A 25,608-nucleotide genomic window follows, 5' to 3' on the forward strand; every position below is an offset into this window, starting at 1 on the left:
TGGTGGCTCAGTTGTCGTCCTCGTCGATGAGGAAGCCCCGCATCGGGGACGGCGCCTGCTGCATCGGCTGCGGGCTCTGCGGCCTGACCGGCGCCATCGGCTGGGTCATGGCCGGCGACATCTGCTGCTGCCCGCCGTAGGAGGGGGCACCGCCGGGGCCGCCCGGGCCGCCGTGCGAGCTGTGGCCGCCGCCACCGCCGCCCATCTGCGGACCGCCGCCGAGCGACTGGTGGCCGCCCATACCGCCGCCGGGGCCCGCCGGGGCACCCGCGGAGGCCAGCGAGGGGGCGGGCGACGGCGGCAGGGAGGCAGCCGCGGGCGAACGCGGCGGTGCGAGCGAGTCGTCGGACTGGCTCTCCAGCTGGCGCAGCTGGCTCTCCAGGTACGACTTCAGCCGGGTGCGGTACTCCCGCTCGAAGCCGCGCAGGTCCTCGACCTTGCGTTCGAGCGTGGCGCGGGCGGACTCCAGGGAGCCCATCGCGACCCGGTGCTTCTCCTGCGCGTCCCGCTCCAGCGCGTCGGCCTTGGCGCGGGCGTCGCGCTCCAGGCCCTCGGCGCGGCTGCGGGCCTCACCGACGATCTTGTTCGCCTCGGAACGGGCTTCCGCGATCGCCTGGTCCGCGGTCTGCTGGGCGAGCGAGAGGACACGGGCCGCGCTCTCGTTGCCGCCGGCCGGCTGCTGGTGCTGCGGGCCGGGGCCGCCGAGTCCGGGACCACCGAGCCCAGGACCGCCGAGTCCCTGGCCGCCGTGGGTACCGTGACCGCCCATCGGCACCGGGGCGCCGGGGTGGCCCTGCGGGCCGCCCGGGCCGCCCGGGCCACCGGGGCCGCCCATCGGACCGCCGTGGCCCATCGGGCCGTGGCCGCCGGGGTGGCCCTGCGGGCCGCCCGGGCCACCGGGACCGCCGGGTCCGGCGGGGAGTTGCGGGGGGCCGCCCATCTGCTGCTGGTGCTGCGGATGCTGCTGCTGGGGGCCCGGACCCGATATGGCCGACATGGGACCGCCCGGCCGGTCCTGCGGCTCGGGCTTGCGCATGTTCTGCTGGTTCTGCGCGGCGGCGCGGGTGGCCGCGGCCAGCTTCGCGCGCAGGTCCTCGTTCTCCCTCAGCAGCCGGGTCAGCTCTGCCTCGACCTCGTCGAGGAAGGCGTCGACCTCGTCCTCGTCATAGCCTTCTCGGAGACGGACGGTGGTGAACTGCTTGTTCCGCACGTCCTCGGGGGTCAACGGCATCTCTTCACCTCAACGTAATTCGTCGGCATATCGGCAAGACCGTACTCGTTCACAGCCTGGCCACGACGTTGATCAGGATGTAGACGATGATCATCAGTACGAAGAAGGACAGATCAAGCGCCACACCCCCGAAGCGCAGCGGTGGGATCACCTTCCGCAGCGTCTTCAGTGGCGGATCAGTGACTGTGTAGGTGGCCTCCAGGGCAACGACCATCGCCTTGCCGGGGCTCCAGGAGCGGGCGAACATGAACACGTAGTCCATCACCAGTCGGAAGAGCAGCAAGCCGAGCAGACAGTACAAGGCAATCAGGATCACCTGTTGAACGATGCCCATTCCTGCCTGTCCCTCTCCCCTTGTCTCAGTGCCCCGACCGCTCGGCCGGGGGCGTGACCTTCCGTGTCCTGCCGTCAGCTCTGGTTGAAGAACCCGCCCTCGGCGATCCGGGCCTTGTCCTCCGCCGTTACATCGACGTTAGCAGGCGACAGCAGGAACACCTTCTGTGTCACGCGCTCGATGCTGCCATGGAGACCGAAGACCAGACCAGCGGCAAAGTCGACAAGTCGCTTTGCGTCCGTGTCATCCATCTCCGTCAGATTCATGATCACCGGGGTGCCCTCGCGGAAGTGTTCCCCGATGGTACGGGCCTCGTTGTACGTCCGGGGGTGGAGCGTGGTGATCCGGTACGGCTCCCGCTCTGACACGACCTTGGGCATGATCACCGGTGCGCTCTTCTCCGCGTTCTGTCGTTCGGGTGTGATGGAAGACACGGGAGCGATCCTCCCGGACCGTCTGCTTTCGGTCAGCAACGGGGCCGGCGTCGGCTCCGGCTCCCGCTGGGCCGGCGGGGGCACGACGCGCACGGGCTCCTCGGCCCGCTCGCGCGGCGGCGGCTCATGCGCCGGCTGGCGCCGCGCGCGCTCCGGCTCGGGCTCCGGCTCGAATTCGTCGTCGGGGCCGTACCCCGGGCGGTCGTACCCGTCGTCCTCCACGAGGCCGAGGTAGACCGCCATCTTGCGCATCGCGCCAGCCATCGACTGCGTCCTCCGCTCTGTGGTGGATCGGCTCCGATCTGCCCGGACCGCGCATCCACGTAACCTGCCCCCGAGTGAATCGGGATAGACCATATTTTCGGCTGTGGCCCCTCGTTTGGCGACGTTACCCGAGGGTGGGGCGGACTCCGAGCACCGCGCTCCCGACGCGTACGTGTGTCGCTCCCGCCGCGATCGCCTGCTCCAAGTCGCCGCTCATGCCTGCCGAGACCATGTTCGCAGCCGGATGCCGCGCGCGCAGGTCCCTTGACATTTCCCGCAGCCGCTCGAACGCCGCCGCGGGCTCGCCCGCGTACCTCCCGGAGAGCGGAGCGACGGTCATGAGACCGGCCGCGCGCAGCCCCGGCGCCCCGGCCAGGGCCGCCACCAACTCCTCGACCCCCTCGGGCGCGACGCCACCGCGGCCACCGGAGTCCCCCGGCTTCTTTTCGAGTGCGACCTGCACCAGGCAGTCGAGGGGCGGCCGGCCGGCGTTCACGACGGCCGACGACAGCGCGTCCACCAGCCGCACCCGGTCCACGGAATGCACACACCGCGCGTACGACGTGACGGAACGCGCCTTGTTCGTCTGCAACTGGCCGACGAAGTGCCAGTTGAGCGGAAGATCCGCGCAGGCCGCCGCCTTGGCCGCGGCCTCCTGGTCGCGGTTCTCGGCGACGTGCCGAACCCCGAGCGCCGCCAGCCGCCGCACGTCCTCGGCCGGGTAGGTCTTGGTGACGACGATCAGGGTCACGTCCGCCCGCGCGCGCCCCGCCGCGTCACATGCGCGGGTCACGCGCTCCTCCACCCGGGCGAGGTTCGCCGCGAGTTCGGCCTCGCGCGCACCGGGCACTCCGCTTCCCGCGCTCACTGTTCCGCCACCCATACATAGCCGGCCTGCCGGCCCGTGGTCCTGTCCCTGCGGTAGGAGAAGTGGTCGTCGGATTCGAGGGTGCACACCGGCGAGAGGACGATGTCGCGCACGCCCGAGGCGCGCAATTGCCGTCCCACTCCCCCCGGGATGTCGACGGCGGGTGTCCCCCACCGGGTGGTGGCCGCGCTGCCCGGCACCGCGCGTTCCGCGTCCCGCCGCATGTCCTCGGGGACTTCGTAGCAGTGACCGCACACCGAGGGGCCGGTGCGGGCGATGATACGGGCCGGTTCCGCGCCCAGGGAGCGCATCGCCTCGACGGTCGCGGGAACGACACCGGCCAGCAGGCCGGGACGTCCCGCGTGCGCCGCGCCGACGACCCCGGCCACGGGGTCGGCGAGCAGCACGGGGACGCAGTCCGCGGTGAGCACCGCGAGCGCGAGGCCGCGCCGCGCCGTCACCATCCCGTCCGCCGCAGGCGGCTCGCCGCCCGGCCACGGCTCCCCGGCCACGGCCACGTCGCCGCCGTGCACCTGGTGCATCCAGCGCACATGCGCCGGGTCGAGCCCCAGGGCCTCGGCCGCCACCCGCCGGTTGCGCCGGACGGTGCCCGGGTCGTCCCCGACCGCTCCGCCGAGATTGAGGGACGCGTACGGAACGGCGCTCGCTCCGCCCCACCGGTCGGTGAAGGCGAAACGGGCGCCGTCGTCCGTGCTCTGCCGCGCTATCACTTCAAGAAGTCGGGGACGTCGAGCTCCTCGACCTGGCCCCCGTCGTACGGCCGGGCGGAAGGCACCTGCGGGGTGCCCTTGACCGGCTCGCGCTGGTCTGCACTCGGCTCGGGCACGGGCGGCGCGCTCTCCCGCTCAGGAAGGCCGCCGGTGTCGCGGGGCGGCAGGGCGCCGAGGCCGCCGAACGCCGGTCGCTCCGGCTCGGGTTCGGGAACGGAGCGCTCCTGGCCGAGCGGCGTCGGCTCCTCCTTGGCTCCGTAGCCGCCGAGCGCCTTGTCCCTGCTGCGGGACGGCGGCTGCCCGCCGTCGAAGCCGGCGGCGATGACGGTGACGCGCACCTCGTCCCCCAGCGCGTCGTCGATGACGGCGCCGAAGATGATGTTGGCCTCCGGGTGCGCCGCCTCGCTCACGAGCTGCGCGGCCTCGTTGATCTCGAAGAGGCCGAGGTCGGAGCCGCCGGAGATGGAGAGCAGGACGCCCCTGGCACCGTCGATGGAGGCTTCGAGCAGCGGGGAGGAGATCGCCATCTCGGCGGCGGCGACGGCGCGGTCGTCCCCGCGCGCGGACCCGATGCCCATGAGGGCCGAGCCGGCCTCCGACATCACGGACTTGACGTCGGCGAAGTCGAGGTTGATCAGGCCGGGGGTGGTGATGAGGTCGGTGATGCCCTGGACACCGGACAGCAGCACCTGGTCCGCGGACTTGAAGGCGTCGAGAACGCTCACCTGGCGGTCCGAGATGGACAGCAGCCGGTCGTTCGGGATGACGATGAGGGTGTCGACCTCGTCGCGCAGTTGCGCGATGCCGTCCTCCGCCTGGTTCGCCCGGCGGCGCCCCTCGAAGGTGAACGGGCGGGTGACCACGCCGATGGTCAGTGCGCCGAGGGAGCGCGCGATGTTCGCCACGACCGGAGCGCCACCGGTGCCGGTGCCGCCGCCCTCGCCCGCGGTGACGAAGACCATGTCGGCCCCCTTGAGGACCTCCTCGATCTCCTCCCTGTGGTCCTCGGCAGCCTTGCGCCCGACATCGGGGTTGGCACCCGCGCCCAGCCCTCGGGTGAGCTCCCGGCCGACGTCCAGCTTGACGTCGGCGTCGCTCATCAGCAGCGCCTGAGCATCGGTGTTGATCGCGATGAACTCGACGCCCTTGAGACCGACCTCGATCATCCGGTTGATGGCGTTGACGCCACCGCCGCCGATACCGACGACCTTGATGACTGCGAGGTAGTTCTGCGGTGCTGCCACGTCGAAGGCCTCTCGCCTCGATTTACGTGTCGCCGCTCCGCGTGAGCCGCAGTGCGCCGACTGATGCCGATGGGGTTGGATAAGCCACCCCGAACCCTAACGTCCAAGTTTAGGGTTACCTGTGCGTGCCGTTCCTTGGATTCCTCGGAACGGACACTAAGTCGACAAGTGGTACGCGTTCAACGAACACGCCGAACCTCCTGTTTTTCTTTTCACCCTATGTGATCGCGCTCGGTCCCCGTCAACCTGGGGGCCGCGGGGGGTGTCGCGTTTCCACCCGTCAACCCCCGGACGCCGCTGGTGCGCTGGGCGCGCTGACATCGAAGTACCGTGCGTCGGGGGACGCGTTCATCACCGCGGCCAGGGCCTCCGCCTTCCCCTCGGACCGCTCGGCACTCCCCCACCGCACGACGCGGTCGTCCGCGAGCTCCAGCGTGATGGAGTCGTAGGAAGTGACGCGAATGACCCGCGTGCGCTCCCGCAGTTCGGCCGGCAGCGCGTCGGCCACGGACACCGCCTCGCGCAGCACGCGGTCCTCGCCGAAGTGGCGCAGGCTCGCGTTCTCCTCCAGTTCCAGCTCAAGCAGCGGAACTCCCTCGGCCGCCTCGGGCACCGTGCCGAACGCGACGCCGTCCGCGTCGACCTCCGTGTATCCCTCGCCGTCGGCGGGCATCAGGACCTCGGCCGTGCGCTCCGTCACCTTCAGGGTGACGCCGTGCGGCCAGCCCCTGACCACCTCGACCGCCGCCAGGCGCGGCAGCCGCTCCAGCGCGCGGTCCCGCACGGCCCCCTTGTCGAGCGACGCCATGGGGGCACCGTCCGGCACCTGCGCGGCCCGCAGGATCTGCTCCTCCGTCAGCCGCTGGGGGCCGCCGGACCTGTGCACGGTGACGCGCTCGATCCGCAGCCAGTCCGAGCCGTACAGCACCCACAGGCCGAAGCCGCAGAGCAGGGCGGCCAGCACGAGCAGGGCCACCGTCAGCGGCCGGGGGCGGCCCGGCCGGAGGCGGCCGAGCGGCGAGCGCCCCGCGGGTGGCCGCGGGCCGGCGTCCTGCTGGCGGCGCTTCCTGCCGCGCTCTGCGGTCGTCGCTCCGGCCACGTCCTCGTCAACTCCCCGGTCCGCGCCGCGCTACGCCCTGCGCGCGGCGATCGCCTCGTGCACCAGGCCGACGAGCAGGTCGTCGGCGTCCCTGCGGCCGAACTCGGCGGCGGCGCGGGACATCGCCAGCAGCCTGCCCGGATCGGTCAGCACCGGCAGCACGGTGGCCCCGACCCACTCGGGCGTCAGCTCCGCGTCGTCGACCAGCAGTCCGCCACCGGCGTTGACCACCGGCTGCGCGTTCAACCGCTGTTCGCCGTTGCCGATGGGCAGGGGGACGTAGGCGGCGGGCAGGCCGACGGCGGACAGTTCCGCGACGGTCATCGCGCCCGCGCGGCAGAGCATCATGTCGGCCGCCGCGTACGCGAGGTCCATGCGGTCCACATACGATAGCGGGACATACGGCGGCATTCCGGGCATCGTGTCCGGCTGCGGCAATTCGTTCTTCGGTCCGACCGCGTGCAGCACCTGCACCCCGGAGCGCTGGAGCTGGGGAACGGCGGCGGCGACCACCTCGTTCAGCCGCCTCGCGCCCTGCGAGCCGCCGGAGACCAGCAGGGTCGGCAGGTTGGCGTCGAGGCCGAAGAAGGCGCGCGCCTCCTGGCGCCGCGCGGCCCGGTCCAGGGTCGCGATCGAGCGCCGCAGCGGAATACCGAGATACCTGGCGTGGCGCAGCTTGCTGTCCGGCGTCGAGACGGCCACGAAGCGCGTGTAGCGGGCGCCGATGCGATTGGCGAGCCCGGGACGGGCGTTGGCCTCGTGCACCACGATCGGCACCCGCTGCCGCTTGGCGGCCAGGTAGCCGGGCAGGGCCACGTATCCGCCGAAGCCGACCACGCAGTCGGCCTTCGTCCGCTCCAGGATCTCCTCGGCCGCCTTGACCGTGCCGCGCAGCCGGCCGGGCACCGTGATCAGCTCGGGCGTCGGCTTGCGCGGCAGCGGCACCGCGGGGATGAGACCGAGCTCGTAGCCGCGCTCGGGCACCAGGCGGGTCTCCAGGCCACGTTCCGTGCCGAGGGCGGTGACGCCCACGGTCGGGTCCTGCCTGCGCAGCGCGTCCGCGAGGGCGAGCGCGGGCTCGATGTGGCCGGCGGTCCCCCCGCCGGCGAGGACAACATGCACCGAATTTCACCGCTCTCCGGACGACGCCGCCTTGCCGCGCCGTCCCATCGTCTTCCACTTGGGCCCAGAACCCCGCATGGCCAGGGCCGCCCTGGCCGCCGGGTCGCTGCGCGCGAAGGCGATCAGCAGACCGACGGCGAACATGGTGGGCAACAGCGCCGAACCCCCGTAGGAGAACAGCGGCAGGGGCACGCCGGCGATGGGCAGCAGGCCCAGGACCGCGCCGACGTTGATCACGGTCTGGACCATCAGCCAGGCCGTCACCCCTCCCGCGGCATACCTCACGAAGGGGTCCTCCGTGCGTCCGGCCACGCGGATACCCGCATAGCCTAGAGCCGCGAACAGGGCGAGGACCGACAGCGTCCCCGCGAGCCCCAGTTCCTCCCCCGTGATGGCGAAGATGAAGTCGGTGTGCGGCTCGGGGAGTTCGCCCCATTTCTCCACACTGGCCCCGAGTCCTGAGCCGAACCACCCGCCCGACGCCAGGGCGTAGATGCCGTGCACCGCCTGCCAGCAGCGGTCGTTCTCGCCGGGCTCCGCGGCGCCCAGGCAGGCCAGCCGGTCCATGCGGTGCGGGCTGGTCGTGATGAACAGGACCCCGAGCACGGCGACCGCCGCCAGCACGCCGCCGAACAGCCGGGTGGGCGCGCCGACCAGCCACAGCAGCGCGAACAGGATGCCCACCATGATCATCACGGTGCCCATGTCCCCGCCGACCATCACCAGGCCGCACACCAGCAGGGCGCCGGGCACCAGAGGGACCATCAGGTGCCGCCACTGGGTGAGCAGGTGCTTGTCGCCCTTGCGCGCGAGCAGGTCGGCGCCCCACAGCACGAGCGCGAGCTTCGCGATCTCGCTCGGCTGGAGCTGGAACGATCCGCCGATCGCGATCCAGTTGGTGCTGCCGTTGACCTCGACCCCGATGCCGGGCACCTGGACCAGCACGAGCAGCACCGTGGTGCAGACCAGGAACGGGTAGGTGAGCGCGCGCAGCAGCCGGACCGACACGCGGGTGGCCACCAGCAGCAGCAGCGTGCCGAGCACGGCGGCGAGCAGTTGCTTCCTGAAGTAGAACGTGGCCGGCAGGTCGTAGCGCAGCGCCTGGATCTGGGAGGCGGAGAAGACCATCACGAGGCCGAGGAGCGTGATCAGCATCCCGGTGCCCATGACGATGTAGTAGGCCGTCAGCGGCCGGTCCCAGGCCCGGCGCAGCCGCGTGACGGCCCGCGGCGGGCGCAGCGGGAACAGCCGGCGCGGGGAGCGCTGCGTGCGCGGGCGGCTCGCCGGCCGCGCCGCCTGGCGCGGTGCGGAGCGCCCGTCGCCGCCGCGGGGGCGCGCGGGCCTGGCCCGCGCGGGACCGCGCGCCCGGCCCGCCGGGGACGACTTCTGCGGCACGCGGTGGTCAGCCCTCATCGTGGCCCCTCCTTCGTCCCGCGCCTGCGGTCCGCGGGCTACTGCTCGTTCTCTGCCCGGCCGTGGCCGGCCAGCTCACGGACGGCGGCGGCGAAGGCGTCACCGCGCTCGTTGTAGTTGGTGAACATATCCATCGACGCGCACGCGGGCGCCATCAGGACGGTGTCCCCCGCACGGGCCAGCCCGGCCGCCTCGGCGACGGCCGCCGCCATCGCCCCAGTGTCCGTCCGGTCGAGGGCGACCACGGGCACATCGGGGGCGTGTCGCGCCAGTGCCTCGGCCACGAGCGCGCGGTCCGCGCCGATGAGCACCGCCCCGCGCAGGCGCGGCGCGGCCCGGCGGACCAGGTCGTCGAACGTCGCGCCCTTCGCGAGTCCGCCGGCGATCCACACCACCGAGGGGTAGGCCGCGAGGGACGCCTCGGCCGCGTGCGTGTTGGTCGCCTTGGAGTCGTCGACGAACGCCACGCCCGCCACGTCCGCGACATGCTGGATGCGGTGCGCGTCGGGGCGGAAGGCCCGCAGCCCGTCCCTGACGGCCGCGGGCGGCACGCCGTAGGCGCGGGCCAGGGCCGCGGCGGCCAGGGCGTTGGCCACGTTGTGCGGCGCGGGCGGGTCGATGTCGCCGATCTCCGCCAGCTCCTGGGCGTGGGTGCGGCGGTCGGGGACGAAGGCCCGGTCCACCAGCACGCCGTCGACGACCCCGAGCTGCGAGAGCGCCGGGGGGCCCAGGGTGAAGCCGACGGCGCGGCAGCCCTCGGTCACGTCGGCCTCGCGGACCAGCGTCTCGGTCGCCGGGTCGGCCGCGTTGTAGACGCAGGCGACCCGGTTGCCCTCGTAGATCCGGCCCTTGTCGGCCGCGTAGGACTCCATCGAGCCGTGCCAGTCGAGGTGGTCGGGCGCGAGGTTGAGCACGGCCGCCGAGTGCGCCCGCAGCGAGGGGGCCCAGTGCAGCTGGTAGCTGGACAGCTCGACGGCGAGCACGTCGTACGGCCGTTCGTCGAGCACGACGTCGACCAGCGGGGTGCCGATGTTGCCGACCGCCGCGGTGCGCAGGCCCGCCGCCGTCAGGATGGCGGCGAGCATGCGCACGGTGGTGGTCTTGCCGTTGGTGCCGGTGACGGCCAGCCAGGGCGGGCCGCCCGCGCCGCGCAGCCGCCAGGCGAGCTCGACGTCGCCGATGACCTCGACGCCCGCCGCCCCGGCGGCGGCGAACAGCGGGCTGTCCGGGCGCCAGCCGGGCGAGGTGACGACGAGTTCGGTGCGGGCCGGCAGGGTGCGGCCGTCGCCGAGCACGGCGGCCACGCCCTCCCCCGCGAGTCCGGCCGCGAGGGTGCGCTGCCGCTCCCCGTCGCCGCCGTCGACGACCGTGACGTGGGCGCCGAGCCGGGCCAGGGCGCGGGCGGCGCTGACGCCGCTGACGCCCAGACCCGCGACGGTGATCCGCCGGCCCGCGAAGGTGCTCACCAGTCCGCCACCCAGGTTCCGTAGAAGATGCCGATGCCGACGATCACACACATTCCCTGGATGATCCAGAAGCGGACCACCACGAGGACCTCGCTCCAGCCCTTGAGCTCGAAGTGGTGCTGGAGCGGTGCCATTTTGAACACGCGCCTGCCGGTCAGCCGGAAGGAGCCGACCTGGATGACCACCGACATGGTGATGAGGACGAAGAGGCCGCCGAGCACCGCCATCAGCAGCTGCGTGCGGGACACGATGGCCAGGGCGGCCAGCGCGCCGCCCAGGGCGAGCGAGCCGGTGTCGCCCATGAAGATCTTGGCGGGCGAGGTGTTCCACCACAGGAATCCGAACAGCGCCCCCATCAGCGCGGCGGCCACGACCGCCGTGTCGAGGGGATCTCGCACTTCGTAGCACGAGGCACCCGCCGTCGCGGCGTCCGCGCAGGTCTGCCCGTACTGCCAGACGCCGATGAAGACGTAGGCGCCGAAGACCATGACGGAGGCACCGGTGGCCAGGCCGTCGAGGCCGTCGGTGAGGTTCACGCCGTTGGACATGGCCAGGATCATGAACAGCGCCCACAGCACGAACAGCACGGGCCCGATGGACCAGCCGAAGTCCTGGGTGAACGACAGGTGCGTGGAGGCCGGGGTGAGCCCGCGGGCGTCGGCGAAGTTCAGCGACAGGATCGCGAAGGTGACGCCGACGATGAACTGGCCGAGCATCTTGGCGCCCGCGCGCAGGCCGAGGCTGCGCCGCCGGACGATCTTGATGTAGTCGTCGAGGAACCCGACCAGGCCCATGCCGGCCATGAGGAACAGCACGAGCAGGCCCGAGATGGTCGGCTGGGAGCTCGTGACGACCTTGGTGACCGCGTAGGCGATCAGGGTGGCCAGGATGAACGCGATGCCGCCCATGGTGGGCGTGCCGCGCTTGCTCGCGTGGTCGCGCGGACCGTCGTCGCGGATGTACTGGCCGTAGCCCTTGCGGGCCAGCAGCTTGATCAGCAGCGGCGTGCCGACCAGGGTCAGGAACAGCCCGATCACGCCGGAGAACAGGATCTGCCTCATCGGGCGGCGACCTCGCCATCGACGCCGTCGGCGTCGCCCGCGAGCTGGAGGGCGATGTCCTCCAGGCCGACCGACCTGGACGCCTTCACCAGCACGACGTCTCCCGGCCGCAGCTCATCACGCAGCAGCCGCACCGCTGCTTGAGCGTCGGACACGTGCACCGACTCCTCACCCCACGAACCCTCGTTCTTGGCGCCCATGTCGAGCCAGGCGGCCTCCTGGCCGCCGACGGACACGAGCCTGCTGACGTTGAGCCGGACGGCGAGCCGCCCGACGGCGTCGTGCTCGGCGAACGCCTCGTCACCCAGCTCGGCCATCCGGCCGAGCACGGCCCACGTGCGGCCCCCCTTGGCCCTGCCGGCCTCGCCCATGGCGACCAGGGCCCGCAGGGCGGCCTTCATGGAGTCGGGGTTGGCGTTGTAGGCGTCGTTGACGATGGTCACGCCGTCCGCCCGCTCGGTGACCTCCATCCGCCACTTCGAGAGCGGTCGCGCGGCTGCCAGTGTTTCGGCGATGTCGTGAGCGGACATGCCTACCTCATGCGCAACAGCCGCCGCGGCAAGCGCGTTCGACACATGGTGCTCACCGTACAGCCGCAGGGTGACGTCGGCGCACCCGGTGGGGGTGCTCAGCCGGAACGCCGGCCTGCCGTCCGGTGTCAGCCGCACGTCGAGCGCGCGCACGTCCGCCTCCTCGGCCTCGCCGAAGAGGACGACGCGGGCGCGCGTGCGGGCGGCCATGGCGCGCACCAGCGGGTCGTCGGCGTTCAGCACCGCGACGCCGCCCTCGTCGGCCGGCGGCAGCTCCTCGACCAGCTCGCCCTTGGCGGTGGCGATGGCGTCCTTGTCTCCGAACTCGCCGATGTGCGCGGTGCCCACGTTCAGCACGGCGCCGATGCGCGGCGGCGTCAGCGAGGCCAGGTAGCGGATGTGGCCGATGCCGCGGGCGCCCATTTCGAGGACCAGGTAGCGGGTGTCCTCCGCGGCACGCAGCGCGGTCAGCGGCAGCCCGATCTCGTTGTTGAACGAGCCGGCGGGCCAGATGGTCGGCGCGGCGCGCTCAAGCAGCTGCGCGATGAGGTCTTTCGTGCTGGTCTTCCCGGCCGAGCCGGTGAGGGCCACGACGGTGGCGCCGAGGCGGCCGACGACGTGGCGAGCCAGCGCGCCGAGCGCGGCCGTCACGTCGTCGACGACGACCGCGGGCACGCCGACCGGGCGCGTGGCCAGCACGACGGCCGCGCCGGCCGCGACGGCGCCGGCGGCGAACTCGTGCCCGTCGACGCGTTCGCCCGGCAGCGCGGCGAAGAGGGAGCCGGGCTCTGCCAGCCTGGAGTCGATGACCACGGGCCCGGTGATGCGGGGTGGCGACTCCGGTATGTCGTGCGGTTCTCCCCGCACGACCGTGATGAGCTCAGCAACGGATAGGGGGATCACTGCAACGGGCCTCGCCTGGCATCGGGGTCTTGATCGGGTGGGGCAGTGGGGGAAGAGGGGGCGCAGGTGGTGTCGGATCGCGCCGTCGTGGGGGAGAACGGGCAGCGCCCGATCGCGGCGCGCAGCTCGTCCCGGTCGTCGAAGGGCCGGATGACGCCGGCGATGTCCTGACCCTGCTCGTGGCCCTTGCCCGCCACGAGCACGGTGTCGCCGGGTTCCGCCCTGGCCACGGCCGCGGCGATGGCGGCGGCCCTGTCCTCCTCGACGAGCACGGTGCCGCGTTCGTGCGCCGGCACCTCGGCGGCGCCGGCCAGCATGGCGGCCAGGATGGCCAGCGGGTCCTCGGAACGCGGGTTGTCCGAGGTGAGGACGGCGGTGTCGGCGAGCCGGGCCAGCGCGGCGCCCATGCGGGGGCGCTTGTGCGGGTCGCGGTCGCCGCCGCAGCCGAGCACGGCGTGCACACGGCCGCGGGTGACCTTGCGGAGCGCGTAGAGCACCGACTCGACGGCGTCCGGCTTGTGCGCGTAGTCGACCACGGCGAGGTAGGACTGGCCGGCGTCGACGCGTTCGAGGCGGCCGGGCACGCCGGGCACGGCGGCCACGCCGTCCGCGGCCGTGTGCGGGTCGATGCCCGCGACGGCGAGCGCGGTGATGGCGGCCAGCGCGTTGGCGACGTTGAACGGCCCGGGCAGCGGGGCCGCGGCGCGCACCGAGACCCCGCCGGGGCCCAGGACGGTGAACGTGGAGCCGAGCGGCCCGACTTCGACGTCCGCGGCCCGCCAGTCGGCGTCCGGGTGCCCCTCGGCCGAGTAGGTGGTGACGGGGACGCCTGCCTCCGCGGCCAGCCGCCTGCCGTACTCGTCGTCGATGTTGACCACGCCCGACGCGGCGCGCGCCGGGGTGAACAGCTGCGCCTTCGTCCGGAAGTAGTCCTCCATGTCCGGGTGGAAGTCGAGGTGTTCCGGGCTGAGGTTGGTGAACACCGCGACGTCGAACACGCAGCCGTCCACGCGGCCGAGGGCCAGCGCGTGGCTGGACACCTCCATCGCGACGGACCGCACGCCGCGTTCGCGCATGACCCCGAACAGGGCCTGGAGCTCCGTCGCCTCCGGGGTGGTGCGCTCCGATTTGATGCGCTCCCCCGCGATGCGGGTCTCGACCGTGCCGATCAGGCCGGTCCGCGCGGCGTCGTCCCCCGCCGCGCGGCGAAGACCGCCCTCGATCAGGTAGGCGGTGGTGGTCTTGCCCGAGGTGCCGGTGACGCCGATCTGGAGCAGCTCGCGCCCCGGGTCGCCGTAGATGGCGACGGCCGCTTCCCCCATCCGGGTGCGCGGGTCGGGCACGGTCAGCACGGCGAGCCCGGCGGCGGCGGCGCGTTCCGCGCCCGCCGGGTCGGTGAGGGCGGCCACGGCGCCGAGGCGTGCGGCCTGGACCGCGAAGTCGGCGCCGTGGAAGCGCGCCCCCGGCAGGGCCGCGTAGACGTCTCCTGGCCGCACGGCGCGCGAGTCGTGGGTGATGCCGGTGACCTCGTGCTCGCCGGCGGGGGCCGGCACTCCGAGCAACGCGGCCAGCTTCGTGAGCGGCACGGGGTCCACGTGCCGCGGGCGGGGCGCCGGGCGGGACTGATCAGCGTGTGGCACGGCGGTGAGCGTACCGGGCGCGGCGGGGGTGGAGCGAAACGAGGCCGACTCGTCAGTGGTGGTTCTCACGTGCTGCTGCTCCGGTTTCGGTGGTGCTGTTCCGGTCGTGCCGATTGTGCGTGCCCCGGCGGGCGATGTCCCGCCGGGCGCGCTCCCGCGGTCGCGGGCGCCCGCGACCGCGGGAGGCGTTCCCGCCGTTCCCGCCGGACGCGGGGCCCGGCGGAACACCTGGGCGGACGGGCTCTCATGAGCCGGGGTCGAAGCGGACCGGGAGCCCGGAGAACTCCTCGCCGGTCGGGGGGATCTCCAGCGCGGCCAGGGTGAAGCGCATGACCTCGTTGAAGACCGGGCCGCACACCTGGCTGCCGCTGTAGGCGCCCTCGGTGGGGTTCTGGACGGCGCAGTAGACGGTGACGCGGGGCTCGTCGGCGGGGGCGAAGCCGGCGAACGACGAGGTGTAGCCGTCGTAGACGCCGGTCTCCGGGCTCACCCGGTTGGAGGTGCCTGTCTTGCCCGCGACGCGGTAGCCGGGGATGCGCGCCGCGCTGCCCGTGCCCTCCTCGCTGGCGACCACGGTCTCCAGCATCCGGGTGAGCTCCTCGGCCGTCCGCTCGCTCACGACCCGTTCCCGCTCCGGCTCGGGCGCGGGCCGGTACTCGCCGTCCGGGCCCGTGGTGCCGCGCACGAGGGTGGGCGTGACGCGCTCGCCGCCGCCCGCGATGGTGGAGTACACGGAGGCCGCCTGGACGGCGTTCACGGACATGCCCTGCCCGAAGGGGATCGTGTACTGCTGGGAGGAGTCCCAGTCCTCGGGGGCGGCCAGGATGCCCGCGGTCTCGCCGGGGAAGCCGAGGCCCGTGGGGCGGCCGAAGCCGAAGGCTTCGAGGTAGGAGTGCAGCACCTCGTTCGCCTCCGCCTGGGTCTCGCCCAGCTCCTCCGCGGCGAGGATGGTGCCGATGTTGCTTGAGTGGGCCAGCACGCCGGCGAGGGTGAGGTACAGCGTCTCGTGCTCCACGTGGTCGGCGAAGCTGCGGTCGGCGCGCGGCAGCCGGTTGGGCACGGTGACGTGGGTGCCCGTGGTGGCGGCCTCCTCCTCAAGGACGGCGGCCATGGTGATGACCTTGCTGGTCGAGCCGATCTCGTAGGCGTCCTCAAGGGCCGGGTTGCCGAGTCCCGCGGCGTCGGCCGAGGCGATGTCGTTCGGGTCGTAGCCGGGCGCGTTGGCCAGGGCGAGGATCTCGCCGGTCCGCGTGTCCTGGACGACGACGTAGCCGCTGTCGGCCGCTGACGCCTCGACCTGCTCCTCGATGGCGTTCTGCGCGGCCCACTGGATGTCGCGGTGCAGGGTCAGCTCGACGTCGAGCCCGGGGACCGCGGGGCGTTCCTCCCCCTCGGCGGTCGGCACCCGCCTGCCGCCCGACTGCGCGTACCTGGCCTCGCCGTCCTCGCCGCGCAGCTGGTCCTCAAGCTGGGCCTCAAGGCCGCCGCCGCCCTGCCCCTCGGCGTTGACGAACCCGAGGACCGCGGCGGCCAGGTCGCCGTTGGGGTAGGTGCGCCTGGGGTTCTCCTCGGCGAAGATCCCGGAGAGCACCTGGTGGCCCGTGCCCTTGGCGGCCTGCTCGGCCAGGTTGCTGCGCACGTCCTGGATCTGGCGCCAGGTCTGCGGCGTCTGCTGGCGCGCGAGCAGCGCGTAGCGGGAGCCGGGGTCGTCGAGCAGGTCGGTCAGCTCGGCGGCGTCGCGGCCGAGGATCGGGGCGAGCAGAGCGGCGGCCTGCTCCGGCGCGTCGGGGATGCCCGACTCCTCCTCGCTGAAGTGGAACGGGTCCGCGGTGATGTCGTAGGCGTCGACGGTGGTCGCGAGCGCCTGGCCGTCGCGGTCGGTGATGTCGCCGCGCTCGGCGGGCAGGACGACGGAGACGGTCCGGTTGCGGGCGGCCTGCTCGGTGTACGAGGCGGCGTCGACGGCCTGGACCTGGATCAGGCGGACGCCGAACGCCACCATGACGAGCGCGAGGGCGAAGCCGATGAGGCGCAGGCGGGGCCGGTGGCCGGCCAGGCGCAGCGGGCCGCCCTCGGGGGCGGGGCGCCGGGGGCGCGGCGGCTTCCTGCCGTTCGTCGTGCTGCTCGGCTTGCTGCTCATGGGGTCTCCCCTGGGTCCGGTGCGGCGGGCGCGGCCGGCGGCGAGGCCGGTGGGGGCCCGGCGGAGGGGTCCGCCGGGTCGGTGGCCGGTGCGGAGGGCGCGGGCCCGAGTTCCGTCACGGGCGCGCGCTCCGGCGCGGGGGCGAGGTGCGCGCCGGGCGCCTCGGGGGCGCCCGGCGCGGCGGGCTCGGAGGACGGCACGCCGGCGCCCGGCTCGGGGGCGGGCGCGGGCCGGGGCAGGCCGTCGCCGGCCGGTCCCGACTGCGGGGCGACGGGCCCCTCGGGCACGGGGCTGCCGCCGGTGTCCGGCTCCTCGTCCTCCGAGGGGGCGGGGGCCGGCTCGGCGTCGCCGAGCACGGAGCCGTCCGGGGCGAGGAACGCGGGCGGCCCGCCGGGCACCAGGCCCAGCTCGCCGGCGCGTTCCGCCAGTGCGTCGGGGGCCGCGTAGCCGTCGATCTCGGCCTGCAACTGCTGGCGCCTGTCGGTCAGTTCCCTGTGCTCCCGACGCAGTTCGCTCTGTTCGAACGAGCCCTCGTTGAGCGAGGCGTTGAGGAACAGCAGGCCCAGCATGCCGGTACCGAGGAGCACGACGACCAGCAGGACGAACGGCGTCCTGGCCGCCGATGAGGAACGGCCGGGGGCCAGGCCGGCCAGCCGGGCCAGCCTGCCCTGGGCCGCGGCGCCCCGCGGACGCTGCGGACTCATGCGACGGCCTCCCGGACGCGTTCGGCCGCGCGCAGCCGGGCCGGCGCGGCACGGCTGTTGGCGGCGACCTCGGCCTCGTCGGGCAGCTCCGCGCCGCGGGTCAGCAGCCGCAGGCGCGGCTGGTACTCCTCGGGGACGACGGGCAGGCCCGGGGGCGCGGTGTTCGCGGCGCCCTCGGCGAGGGTGCGCTTGACCAGCCGGTCCTCAAGCGAGTGGTAGGAGAGGACGGCGATGCGGCCCCCGACGGCGAGCGCGGCGACCGCGGCGGGCAGCGCGCGTTCCAGGACGGCGATCTCGCCGTTGACCTCGATGCGCAGGGCCTGGAAGGTGCGCTTCGCCGGGTTGCCCCCGGTGCGCATGGCCGCCTGCGGCAGCGCCTCGCGGATCAGCTCGACCAGGCGCGCGCTCGATGTGAGGGGGCGCCTGTCCCGTTCCGCGACGACCGCCTCGACGATGCGGCGCGCGTTGCGTTCCTCGCCGTACCTGCGCAGCACGCGGACCAGGTCACCGGGCGGGTAGGTGTTGAGCACGTCGGCCGCGCTCGGGCCGGTGGTCTGGTCCATCCGCATGTCGAGCGGGGCGTCCCTCGCGTAGGCGAAGCCGCGTTCCGACTCGTCGAGCTGCATGGACGAGACGCCGAGGTCGAACAGCACACCGGCCACCCGGGGCAGGCCGAGGCGTTCGAGCACGGCGGGCAGTTCGTCGTAGACGGCGTGCACGAGCGTGGCGCGGTCCCCGAAGGGGGCCAGGCGCTCGGCCGCGAGCCGCAGCGCCTCCGGGTCCCGGTCGAGCGCGACCAGCCGGAGGCCGGGGAAGGCCGCGAGCAGCGCCTCGCTGTGCCCGCCGAGCCCGAGCGTGCAGTCGACCGCCACCGGCTCGTCGCCGCGCAGCGCGGGCCCCAGCACGTCGAGACAGCGCTGGAGCATCACGGGGCGGTGCCGGACCTCCGGCGGCCGGTCGTTGCTGGTCGTCATGTGCCTTCCGGGGAGGTGAGACAGGTGACGGGCGAAGACGGCGGCCCGGTGCGTGGCGCCACCCGCCGCTCGCTGTTCGGACGCCCCTTTGAAGACGGACCCTAGCCCACCTGTTTCCGCGGTCAATCACTGAGGTTGGTCGGGTGCGGCGTTTCGGGCTAACGCGCGCCCAGGGCGCCGGCTGTGATCCGCATCACCCAGGTCGGTGGAGCGGCGGGGGCCGCGCCGTATTAACGTCGCCCCCATGACAGACGGGGTCACGCACCAGCTCATCGAGGCCAACAGGGCCTACGCCGCCGCGTTCACCGACCCGGGCCTGGGCGCGCCCCCCCGGGCGCCGCGTCGCGATCGTCGCCTGCATGGACGCCAGGCTCGACCTGCCCGCGGCCCTGGGGCTCTCCCTGGGCGACTGCCACACCATCCGCAACGCGGGCGGTGTGGTCACGGACGACGTCATCCGCTCGCTGACGATCAGTCAGCGCGAACTCGGCACGCGGAGCGTCGTCCTGATCCACCACACGGGCTGCGGGCTGCTGACGCTCACGGAGGAGTTCAGGGAGCGGCTCGGACGCGAGGTCGGCCAGAAGCCGGCCTGGGCCGTGGAGTCGTTCACGGATCTGGACCAGGACGTGCGCCAGTCCATGGCCCGCGTGCGCAGCTCGCCGTTCCTCCCGCACACTGATGACGTACGCGGCTTTGTGTTCGATGTGACGACCGGTCTGCTCCGCGAGGTCCACCCGGAGGGCACCCAGGCTCCGTGACGCGATGGCCACAGGTGTGAAGATTGCCTGTGGCGCGCGAACGTCGGGGGTGGATGCGGTGTCCCGGGTGTCCGTGGCGCCGCCCGGCCGCGCGGCGGACCGGGCAGGGACGAGGGGCCGAGGAGGGCCGGGTGACGACCTATGAGGAGCAGTCCAAGCTCACCGATCTGAGCGCCACAGCGGAGCGGGTGCGCCGGGCGGTCGAAAGCGTGATCGAGGGCAAGCCGGAGGTCGTGCGGCTGTCGCTGACCGTCCTGCTGGCCGGTGGGCATCTGCTGCTTGAGGACGTGCCGGGCGTGGGCAAGACGATGCTGGCCAGGGCGCTGGCGAAGTCGGTCGACTGCTCGGTGCAGCGCATCCAGTTCACGCCCGACCTGCTGCCGTCCGACATCACCGGCATCAGCGTCTACGACCAGGGCCGCCAGGAGTTCGAGTTCAAACCGGGCGCGGTGTTCGCGCAGATCGTCATCGGGGACGAGATCAACCGCGCCTCGCCCAAGACCCAGTCGGCGCTGCTTGAGGCCATGGAGGAACGGCAGGTCTCCGCCGACGGCCGCACCTACCCGCTCCCCGACCCGTTCATGGTGATCGCCACCCAGAACCCCGTGGAGATGGAGGGCACTTATCCGCTGCCCGAGGCGCAGCGGGACCGCTTCATGGCCCGGGTCTCCGTCGGGTACCCGAGCCCGGAGGCGGAGCTGCGGATGCTGGAGTCGCGCGACGGGCTCTCGCCACTGGACGCGCTGCGGCCCGCGGTGGGCGCGCACGAGCTGGTGAAGCTGATCGAGTCGGTGCGCGAGGTGCACGTGTCGGACGCGGTGCGGCGGTACGCGGTGGACATCACCACCGCCACGCGCACCCATCCTGAGCTGCGTCTGGGCGCCTCGCCGCGCGCCACGCTCCACCTGGTGCGGGCGGCGAAGGCGGCGGCGGCGCTCGCCGGGCGCGGCTTCGTGCTGCCCGACGACATCCAGCAGCTCGCGGTCCCCGTGCTCGCGCACCGGCTGCTGCCCGGGGCGCAGGCCCAGTTGAACAGGCACTCGACGGAGCAGTTCGTGACGGAGATCCTGCGGCGCACCTCCGTGCCCGACCCGTACGCCGCGCAGCGTCTGCGGGGTGCTTGATGGCGGTGTCCGCCCCCGCTCCGGGTGGCGGGACCGCGCCCGGCGGTGCGGGCGGGCCGGGCGGTGCGGACGACCGCGGGCCGCTGCGGGCCGCGTTCAGCGGGCTGACGACGCGCGGCAGGTCGTTCATGGCCGCGGGCGGTGCCGCGGGCGCCTGCTCCTACGTGCTGGGCCAGCCCGACCTGCTGCGGGTGGGCGCGCTGCTCGCCGTGCTGCCCGTGCTGTGCGTGCTGGTGCTGCACCGCACGCGCAGCCGCGTGGCCGCCGCGCGGCGGCTCGCGCCGGCGCGGGTGCCCGCGGGCACGGAGGCGTGGGCGCACCTGCGGGTGGAGAACGTGACCCGGGTGCCGAGCGGGTTGCTCCAGCTCCAGGACCGGGTGCCGTACATGCTCGGGCCGAGGCCGCGGTTCGTGCTCGACCGCATCGAGCCGGGCGGGCGGCGCGAGGTCGCCTACCGGGTGCGGTCCGAGCAGCGCGGGCGCTATCCGCTCGGGCCGCTCCAGCTGCGGTTGTCCGACCCGTTCGGGATGGTCGAGCTGAACCGGTCGTTCCACACGCAGGACATGCTGACGGTGCTGCCGCGGATCGAGGCGCTGCCCCCGGTACGGCCCGGCGGCGACAGCGTGGGGCGCGGCGGCGGCTCGCAGCGCACGATCGCGGTGGCGGGCGACGAGGACATCATTCCCCGCGACTACCGGCAGGGCGACGACCTGCGGCGCGTGCACTGGCGCTCCACCGCGCACCGCGGCTCGTTGATGGTGCGCCGGGAGGAGCAGCCGCTGCGCGCGCGCTGCACGGTGCTGCTCGACACCCGGCGCGGCGCGTACGTCGGCGGCGGCCCGGATTCGGCGTTCGAACGCGCGGTGTCGGGCGCGGCCTCGGTCCTGTCGCACCTGGCCGCGGCCGGGTACGAGGTGCGGCTGGTGACGGACACGGGCCCGGTGCTGCCGGGCCCCGGGGCCAAGGGCGTGGACGCGGCGGAGGCGGTGGGGCTGCTGATGGACGCGCTGGCCGTGGTCGACCACTCCCCCGGCACGCTCCTCGCGGACGCGGGCGCGGCGCCGCGTGGTGCGAACGGCGGGCCGCTGATCGCGTTCACCGGAGCGCTGGGGCCGGAGGACCCCGAGGCGCTCGCCGCGCTGCGGGGGCGCACGGGCGCGGCCGTGGCCTTCGTCGCCTCGGGGCAGGTGCCCAGGGCCCTGGAGGAGGAGCGGCTGACGGCCCTGCGCAGGACCGGCTGGACCGCGCTCGCCCACCACCCGGGCGAGTCGCTCGCGCGGTTGTGGCAGCAGGCCGCCACGGAGCTGTCGGCCGCGGGGCGCGGCCGTTACTGACCGGCGCGGGGCGGGCGAGTCCCCGCGGGGGGACCGAGTGAAGCGGAAGAACCTGATGGACCTGGCGATGAACCGGGCGAGGTGGACGGGCGGATGAACGGCCTGATGGACGGCAGGGCCCGGGTGGCCGGCGCGGCGTGGCTGGCCACGCTGGCCTCGGCCGCCGCGCTGCTGCCGCTGATCGACGGCTCCGACTGGCTCGTGCAGACGTCGGTGCTGCTGGCGGTGCAGTCGGGCATCGGGGTGCTGCTGCGCTGGCGCGGGATGCCCGCGGCGGGCACGGTGGCCGTTCAGGTGCTGGCCTCGCTGCTGATGCTCACGATGGTCAGCGTGCCAGAACACGCCGCGGCCGGGATCCTGCCGGGGCCCGCGGCGCTGGACGCGCTGGGGCAGCTGCTCGCGGACGGCGCCGATGACATCAGCCGCTACGTGGCGCCCGCGCCGGCGACCGACGGCATCCGGCTGATGGTGTTCGGCGGGGTGCTGTTCGTCGGGCTGCTCGTGGACCTGCTGGCCGGGCCGCTGCGCGGCGCGGCGGCGGCCGGGCTGCCGCTGCTCGCGCTCTACTCGGTCGCCGCCGGGGTGGCCCAGGACGACGGGGGGTGGCCGTACTTCCTGACGGCCGCGGCCGGTTACCTGGTGCTGCTGCTCGCGGAGGGGCGGGACCGGCTGGGCCGGTGGGGCAGGTTCCTGACCGGCCCGGGCGACGGGCGGGCGCCGACACCGCACGACCGGGCGCTCGGCGCGGCCCCGAGGGCGCGGGCCGGGCGGCGCATCGGCGCGCTGACGCTGGGGGTGGCCGTGCTCGCGCCGGCGATGCTGCCCTCGCTCGGCGGCGGCATCCTCGACCTGAACGAGAACGGCGGGCGCGGCGGCGGGGGCGGCGAGGCCACCTCGGTGAACCCCGTGGTCGCCCTCCAGGACCAGCTGAACCGGCCGCAGAACCGGGAGGTGCTCACCTACACGACCGACAGCCCCTCGGCGTCCGAGATGTACCTGCGGCTGATCGCGCTCGACACCTTCGACGGCGAGGAGTGGACCTCGGCCCGGTGGATCGAGAACGAGGTCCCGCGGGCGCCGTGGCCGGTGCCTGGGCTCGCCCCCGACGTGGCCGGGCATGAGGTGCTCACCCGCGTCGAGGCGGCCGGCTCGTACGCCCAGGCGTCGCTGCCCGTGCCGTATCCGGCGCGGTGGATCGAGGCCGGCGGCGGGTGGCTGTTCGACCGCGGCTCGCAGACGCTGGCGTCGGACGACGAGGACCTGACCACCATGGGCCTGGCCTACGACGTGCGGCACCTGCTCGTGCGCCCGACGGCCGCGCAGCTGGCGAACGCCCCGGCCGCGGCCCAGGACTGGGCCTCGTACTTCACGCGCCTGCCCGAGGACCTCGACCCCGCGGTGCGGGCCGCCGCGCTTGAGGTGACGGCGGGCGCGGCGAACGACTACGAGCGGGCCGTCGCGCTCCAGGACTGGTTCACGCGGGAGGGCGGCTTCCGCTACGACACCTCCGTCGAGTCCGGCACCGGCGCCGACGCCATCGTCACCTTCCTCGACAACCGCGAGGGGTTCTGCGTCCACTTCGCCTTCACCATGGCGACGATGGCCCGTTCGCTCGGCATCCCCGCGCAGGTCGCGGTGGGCTTCACCCCGGGGCTCCGGCAGGGCGACGGCTCCTTCCAGGTCGGCACGCACAACGCCCACGCCTGGCCCGAGCTGTACTTCGAGGGCGTCGGCTGGGTCCGCTTCGAGCCGACTCCGGGACAGGGCAGCGCCCCCGAGTACACCAGGCCGGAGCCCGCGCTCCCCGACCCGGAGGAGCCCGACCGGCAGGAGCTGCCGCAGCCCGAGCCGCAACGGCCCGAGGAAGCCGCGACGCCCACCGCGCCCGAGTCCTGCGCGCCGGGCGAGGAGGGCTGCGGAGCGCTGCCCGACCTCGCGGACGGCGATCAGGGCGGAGCCGGGTTCCCGGTGCGGCCGGCGCTGTGGGCGGGCGGCGGGCTGCTGGTCGCGCTCGTCCTGGCCGCGCCGCTGCTGTGGCGGCGCCGGGCCACGGGGCGGCGGCTCGCGCCGGAGGCGGGGACCCTGGCCGCCTGGCGGGAGCTGAACGACACGGCCTGGGACTTCGGCATCCCGCCGCAGCCGTGGGAGACGCCGCGGCAGGCCGCCGAGCGCGTGGTGCGCGCGGCGCGGCTGCCCGACGAGCCGGCCGCCGCGGTGCGCCGGGTGGCCACGGCCGTCGAGGAGGAGCTGTACGCGCCGCACCCGCCGCGGCAGGCCAGGGCGCTGGCGCACGACGTGCGCGCGGCGGCCGGGGCGCTGCGTTCCGGCTCGGGCCGGTGGGGGGCGCTGCGCGCGTCCCTGCTGCCGCGTTCCGCCATGCGGGTGACCCGCGCGGTCGCCGAGCGCCGGACGGCCGCCGCGCGGCGGCTCGGGGAACAGCTGGCCCGGCTGACCGCACGCCGGCGCTGACCGGGCGGCCCGGCCGCGCGGAACGTGACCGGAGGATCACATTCAGGCGCGCCTCGGGCGTGTGCCCCGGGAAATGAGCGGGATACCGCGACCGGGCCGAAACGGCGGAGGGCCACCCGGAGTTTCCGGGTGGCCCTCCGCCGCTGTACGGGGATTTACCGAATTCTCGAATAGGCGTCCGCGCTCCGGCTCAGTCGTCCCGCTCCTCCCGGCGCCGCTGCCAGCGGTCCTCGATGCGGTTCATCATGGAACGGCGCTGCCGCTGCCCCCGGGGCTGACGGCCGCGCACGGCGCCGGCCGCCCGCGGCTGCGAGCCCGCCGCCTGCGCCGGGGCCCTGCGCCAGCCCGTCACCGCGACGACGGCGCAGCCCAGCATGACCAGGAAGCCGACCACGCTCAACGCGATGAACTGGGCGACCATCCCCCCCATGAGGAGGCCGATGCCCACGAGGAAGCCGGCAATGGCCTGGTAGACCCGCTTGCGCGTGAACGTGCGCAGCTCGGTCCCCTCAAGCGCTGTCGCGAATTTGGGATCTTCGGCGTACAGCGCTCGCTCCATTTGTTCGAGCATGCGCTGCTCGTGGTCCGAGAGCGGCACGGAGTCCTCCTACTCGTCGGTCGCGGTGCGACCCGATCCGACTCTTCAAGGATAGGCAGGGAAGTCTCCCTGTGAAACCCACCCCTGTACGCCAATTTCGCCCACCACACCCGGCGCGCCGGACCCTGCGGGGGTGGAAATCTCATTCCCTCGCCTGACCCGGATCATGCCGGAGGGCTTCCTCCCGATGATACGAGGAACGGGCCTACAGTTCTCCCGGGAGCCCCGCGAGCAGATGCAGCTGCCCGGCGACGGCCTGGAAGGCCGGGAGCGCCGCGGCCTCCGCCTCAAGGCGGGTCAGCGCCTGGAGCGCGTCCGGCTCGGTGTCCACCAGGGAGCCTGGCACCAGATCCGTGAAGATCCGCACGCCCCGCACCTCCCCGGGCACCAGACCGGCCTCCGCCACCAGCTCGGCCAGCCGCGCCACGGTGAACCGGTGGGGCACCGGGTCGCCCTCGCCCCAGCGCCCGGCCGGATCGGTGAGCGCCTGCCTGGCCTCGCTGAACCGCCCCGCCAGGGCCCGCGACAGCACCGCGCCGCCCGAACCCGCCACCAGCAGGCTGACCGTGCCGCCCGCGGGCCGCAGCGCGCCGGCGACGGCGCGCAGCGCGGCGGCGGGATCGTCGACATGCTCCAGCACGCCGTGGCACAGCACCAGGTCGTACCGCTCGCGCCCCGCCACCTCGTGCAGGTCGTGCGTGTCGCCCTGCACGCCGGACACGCGTTCGGCGACGCCCTCCTCCGCGGCCCGGCGCTCCAGCGCGAACAGCGCGTCGGGGCTCGGGTCGACCACCGTCACCCGGTGGCCGAGCCCGGCCACGGGGACGGCGAAACTGCCGCTGCCGCCACCGGTGTCGAGGACGTCGAGCGACTCACGCCCGGCCGCCGCGACCCGCCGTTCCAGCGCGTCGCGCAGCAGGTCCCACACCACGCCGGCGCGCAGCGCGGCATGCGGCCCCGACCTGGGGTCCGCGGCACCGCGGGCCCTCGACTGTGACGGCATGGCAGGTGGCTCCTCGGTACGCGACGACGGGGCGCCACCACCCTACTTCGCGCCCGGCCCCGCCGAGGTGCCGTCCCGTCCGCCCTGCCCGGGCGCCGCCGCGCGCCCCGGTGCGGCGCGGTGCGGCGCGGGCCGCGGGCCGCCGGGCGGGACCCGCGGTG

21 protein-coding genes and 1 pseudogene are annotated in these 25,608 nt (G+C 74.1%); 4 read left to right on the forward strand and 18 right to left on the reverse strand.

Annotation, left to right across the window (positions count from 1 at the left end; all coding sequences use genetic code 11):
* Positions 1-7 precede the first annotated feature (7 nt).
* The 16 genes from LC193_RS05080 to rsmH form a co-directional block, all read right to left on the reverse strand.
* Positions 8-1,231 carry a DivIVA domain-containing protein gene (locus tag LC193_RS05080; protein WP_226071961.1) on the reverse strand — a complete coding sequence of 408 codons (1,224 nt, stop codon included), beginning with the start codon at positions 1,229-1,231 and terminating at the stop codon, positions 8-10.
* A gap of 49 nt (positions 1,232-1,280) precedes the next feature.
* Positions 1,281-1,565 (reverse strand): YggT family protein, encoded by a 285-nt coding sequence (locus LC193_RS05085; RefSeq protein ID WP_086161105.1) that lies wholly within the window; start codon positions 1,563-1,565, stop codon positions 1,281-1,283.
* A gap of 74 nt (positions 1,566-1,639) precedes the next feature.
* A complete protein-coding gene (locus LC193_RS05090; protein WP_086161104.1) occupies positions 1,640-2,263 on the reverse strand; it encodes a cell division protein SepF in 624 nt (207 codons plus the stop codon).
* A gap of 124 nt (positions 2,264-2,387) precedes the next feature.
* Positions 2,388-3,113, reverse strand: coding sequence for a YggS family pyridoxal phosphate-dependent enzyme (locus LC193_RS05095; protein ID WP_226071962.1), 726 nt, complete (start codon positions 3,111-3,113; stop codon positions 2,388-2,390).
* A 14-nt stretch (positions 3,114-3,127) separates the two neighbouring features.
* Complete coding sequence (gene pgeF, locus LC193_RS05100; protein WP_226071963.1) at positions 3,128-3,862, reverse strand: peptidoglycan editing factor PgeF; 735 nt, start codon at positions 3,860-3,862, stop codon at positions 3,128-3,130.
* Positions 3,859-5,106, reverse strand: a complete 1,248-nt coding sequence (ftsZ, locus tag LC193_RS05105; RefSeq protein WP_226071965.1) for a cell division protein FtsZ — start codon at positions 5,104-5,106, stop codon at positions 3,859-3,861. Before ftsZ ends, pgeF begins: the two co-directional genes overlap by 4 nt.
* Positions 5,107-5,386: 280 nt before the next feature.
* Positions 5,387-6,205, reverse strand: a complete 819-nt coding sequence (locus LC193_RS05110) for a cell division protein FtsQ/DivIB (protein WP_226071966.1) — start codon at positions 6,203-6,205, stop codon at positions 5,387-5,389.
* A 30-nt stretch (positions 6,206-6,235) separates the two neighbouring features.
* On the reverse strand, positions 6,236-7,327 hold the full coding sequence (gene murG / locus LC193_RS05115; protein ID WP_086161099.1) for an undecaprenyldiphospho-muramoylpentapeptide beta-N-acetylglucosaminyltransferase: 1,092 nt from the start codon (positions 7,325-7,327) through the stop codon (positions 6,236-6,238).
* A gap of 6 nt (positions 7,328-7,333) precedes the next feature.
* On the reverse strand, positions 7,334-8,740 hold the full coding sequence (gene ftsW / locus LC193_RS05120) for a putative lipid II flippase FtsW (RefSeq protein ID WP_226071967.1): 1,407 nt from the start codon (positions 8,738-8,740) through the stop codon (positions 7,334-7,336).
* A 38-nt stretch (positions 8,741-8,778) separates the two neighbouring features.
* Positions 8,779-10,206, reverse strand: a complete 1,428-nt coding sequence (murD, locus tag LC193_RS05125) for a UDP-N-acetylmuramoyl-L-alanine--D-glutamate ligase (protein WP_226071968.1) — start codon at positions 10,204-10,206, stop codon at positions 8,779-8,781.
* Positions 10,203-11,267, reverse strand: coding sequence for a phospho-N-acetylmuramoyl-pentapeptide-transferase (gene mraY / locus LC193_RS05130; protein WP_226071969.1), 1,065 nt, complete (start codon positions 11,265-11,267; stop codon positions 10,203-10,205). Before mraY ends, murD begins: the two co-directional genes overlap by 4 nt.
* Complete coding sequence (locus tag LC193_RS05135) at positions 11,264-12,700, reverse strand: UDP-N-acetylmuramoyl-tripeptide--D-alanyl-D-alanine ligase (RefSeq protein WP_226071971.1); 1,437 nt, start codon at positions 12,698-12,700, stop codon at positions 11,264-11,266. Before LC193_RS05135 ends, mraY begins: the two co-directional genes overlap by 4 nt.
* Entirely contained in the window at positions 12,697-14,409 is a 1,713-nt protein-coding gene (locus LC193_RS05140; protein ID WP_404819352.1) for a UDP-N-acetylmuramoyl-L-alanyl-D-glutamate--2,6-diaminopimelate ligase, read from the reverse strand. Before LC193_RS05140 ends, LC193_RS05135 begins: the two co-directional genes overlap by 4 nt.
* 175 nt (positions 14,410-14,584) lie before the next feature.
* Positions 14,585-16,480 carry a peptidoglycan D,D-transpeptidase FtsI family protein gene (locus LC193_RS05145; protein WP_226071973.1) on the reverse strand — a complete coding sequence of 632 codons (1,896 nt, stop codon included), beginning with the start codon at positions 16,478-16,480 and terminating at the stop codon, positions 14,585-14,587.
* Complete coding sequence (locus LC193_RS05150; protein ID WP_226071974.1) at positions 16,477-17,184, reverse strand: hypothetical protein; 708 nt, start codon at positions 17,182-17,184, stop codon at positions 16,477-16,479. The genes LC193_RS05145 and LC193_RS05150 overlap by 4 nt, the downstream gene beginning before the upstream one ends.
* The gene (gene rsmH / locus LC193_RS05155; protein WP_226071975.1) at positions 17,181-18,158 is read right to left on the reverse strand and encodes a 16S rRNA (cytosine(1402)-N(4))-methyltransferase RsmH; all 978 of its coding nucleotides are present in this window, start codon (positions 18,156-18,158) and stop codon (positions 17,181-17,183) included. The genes LC193_RS05150 and rsmH overlap by 4 nt, the downstream gene beginning before the upstream one ends.
* Before the next feature lie 244 nt (positions 18,159-18,402).
* Between rsmH and LC193_RS05160 the strand changes: the two are divergent.
* The 4 genes and pseudogenes from LC193_RS05160 to LC193_RS05175 all read left to right on the forward strand — a co-directional run bounded on the left by LC193_RS05160 (position 18,403) and on the right by LC193_RS05175 (position 23,846).
* Positions 18,403-18,919 (forward strand): annotated as a pseudogene (locus tag LC193_RS05160) (beta-class carbonic anhydrase).
* A gap of 131 nt (positions 18,920-19,050) precedes the next feature.
* A complete protein-coding gene (locus tag LC193_RS05165; protein WP_226071978.1) occupies positions 19,051-20,043 on the forward strand; it encodes an AAA family ATPase in 993 nt (330 codons plus the stop codon).
* Complete coding sequence (locus LC193_RS05170; protein WP_404819353.1) at positions 20,043-21,377, forward strand: DUF58 domain-containing protein; 1,335 nt, start codon at positions 20,043-20,045, stop codon at positions 21,375-21,377. Before LC193_RS05165 ends, LC193_RS05170 begins: the two co-directional genes overlap by 1 nt.
* A 93-nt stretch (positions 21,378-21,470) precedes the next feature.
* On the forward strand, positions 21,471-23,846 hold the full coding sequence (locus tag LC193_RS05175; RefSeq protein ID WP_226071980.1) for a transglutaminaseTgpA domain-containing protein: 2,376 nt from the start codon (positions 21,471-21,473) through the stop codon (positions 23,844-23,846).
* Positions 23,847-24,036: 190 nt separating this feature from the next.
* On the opposite strand, the gene LC193_RS05180 is transcribed toward LC193_RS05175, so the two are convergent.
* Together LC193_RS05180 and LC193_RS05185 are read right to left on the reverse strand one after the other, a co-directional pair.
* Entirely contained in the window at positions 24,037-24,444 is a 408-nt protein-coding gene (locus tag LC193_RS05180) for a DUF3040 domain-containing protein (protein WP_226071982.1), read from the reverse strand.
* A 205-nt stretch (positions 24,445-24,649) separates the two neighbouring features.
* A complete protein-coding gene (locus LC193_RS05185) occupies positions 24,650-25,447 on the reverse strand; it encodes a class I SAM-dependent methyltransferase (RefSeq protein WP_226071984.1) in 798 nt (265 codons plus the stop codon).
* Positions 25,448-25,608 lie beyond the last annotated feature (161 nt).

The organism is Streptomyces marincola (assembly GCF_020410765.1).
GTDB lineage: Bacteria > Actinomycetota > Actinomycetes > Streptomycetales > Streptomycetaceae > Streptomyces > Streptomyces marincola.

Coding starts and splice junctions, on each gene's coding strand:
- LC193_RS05080 (WP_226071961.1), bottom strand. CDS start 1,231: ATGCCGTTGACCCCCGAGGACGTGCGGAACAAGCAGTTCACCACCGTC.
- LC193_RS05085 (WP_086161105.1), bottom strand. CDS start 1,565: ATGGGCATCGTTCAACAGGTGATCCTGATTGCCTTGTACTGTCTGCTC.
- LC193_RS05090 (WP_086161104.1), bottom strand. CDS start 2,263: ATGGCTGGCGCGATGCGCAAGATGGCGGTCTACCTCGGCCTCGTGGAG.
- ftsW (WP_226071967.1), bottom strand. CDS start 8,740: ATGAGGGCTGACCACCGCGTGCCGCAGAAGTCGTCCCCGGCGGGCCGG.
- mraY (WP_226071969.1), bottom strand. CDS start 11,267: ATGAGGCAGATCCTGTTCTCCGGCGTGATCGGGCTGTTCCTGACCCTG.
- LC193_RS05145 (WP_226071973.1), bottom strand. CDS start 16,480: ATGAGCAGCAAGCCGAGCAGCACGACGAACGGCAGGAAGCCGCCGCGC.
- LC193_RS05150 (WP_226071974.1), bottom strand. CDS start 17,184: ATGAGTCCGCAGCGTCCGCGGGGCGCCGCGGCCCAGGGCAGGCTGGCC.
- rsmH (WP_226071975.1), bottom strand. CDS start 18,158: ATGACGACCAGCAACGACCGGCCGCCGGAGGTCCGGCACCGCCCCGTG.
- LC193_RS05170 (WP_404819353.1), top strand. CDS start 20,043: ATGGCGGTGTCCGCCCCCGCTCCGGGTGGCGGGACCGCGCCCGGCGGT.
- LC193_RS05175 (WP_226071980.1), top strand. CDS start 21,471: ATGAACGGCCTGATGGACGGCAGGGCCCGGGTGGCCGGCGCGGCGTGG.
- LC193_RS05185 (WP_226071984.1), bottom strand. CDS start 25,447: ATGCCGTCACAGTCGAGGGCCCGCGGTGCCGCGGACCCCAGGTCGGGG.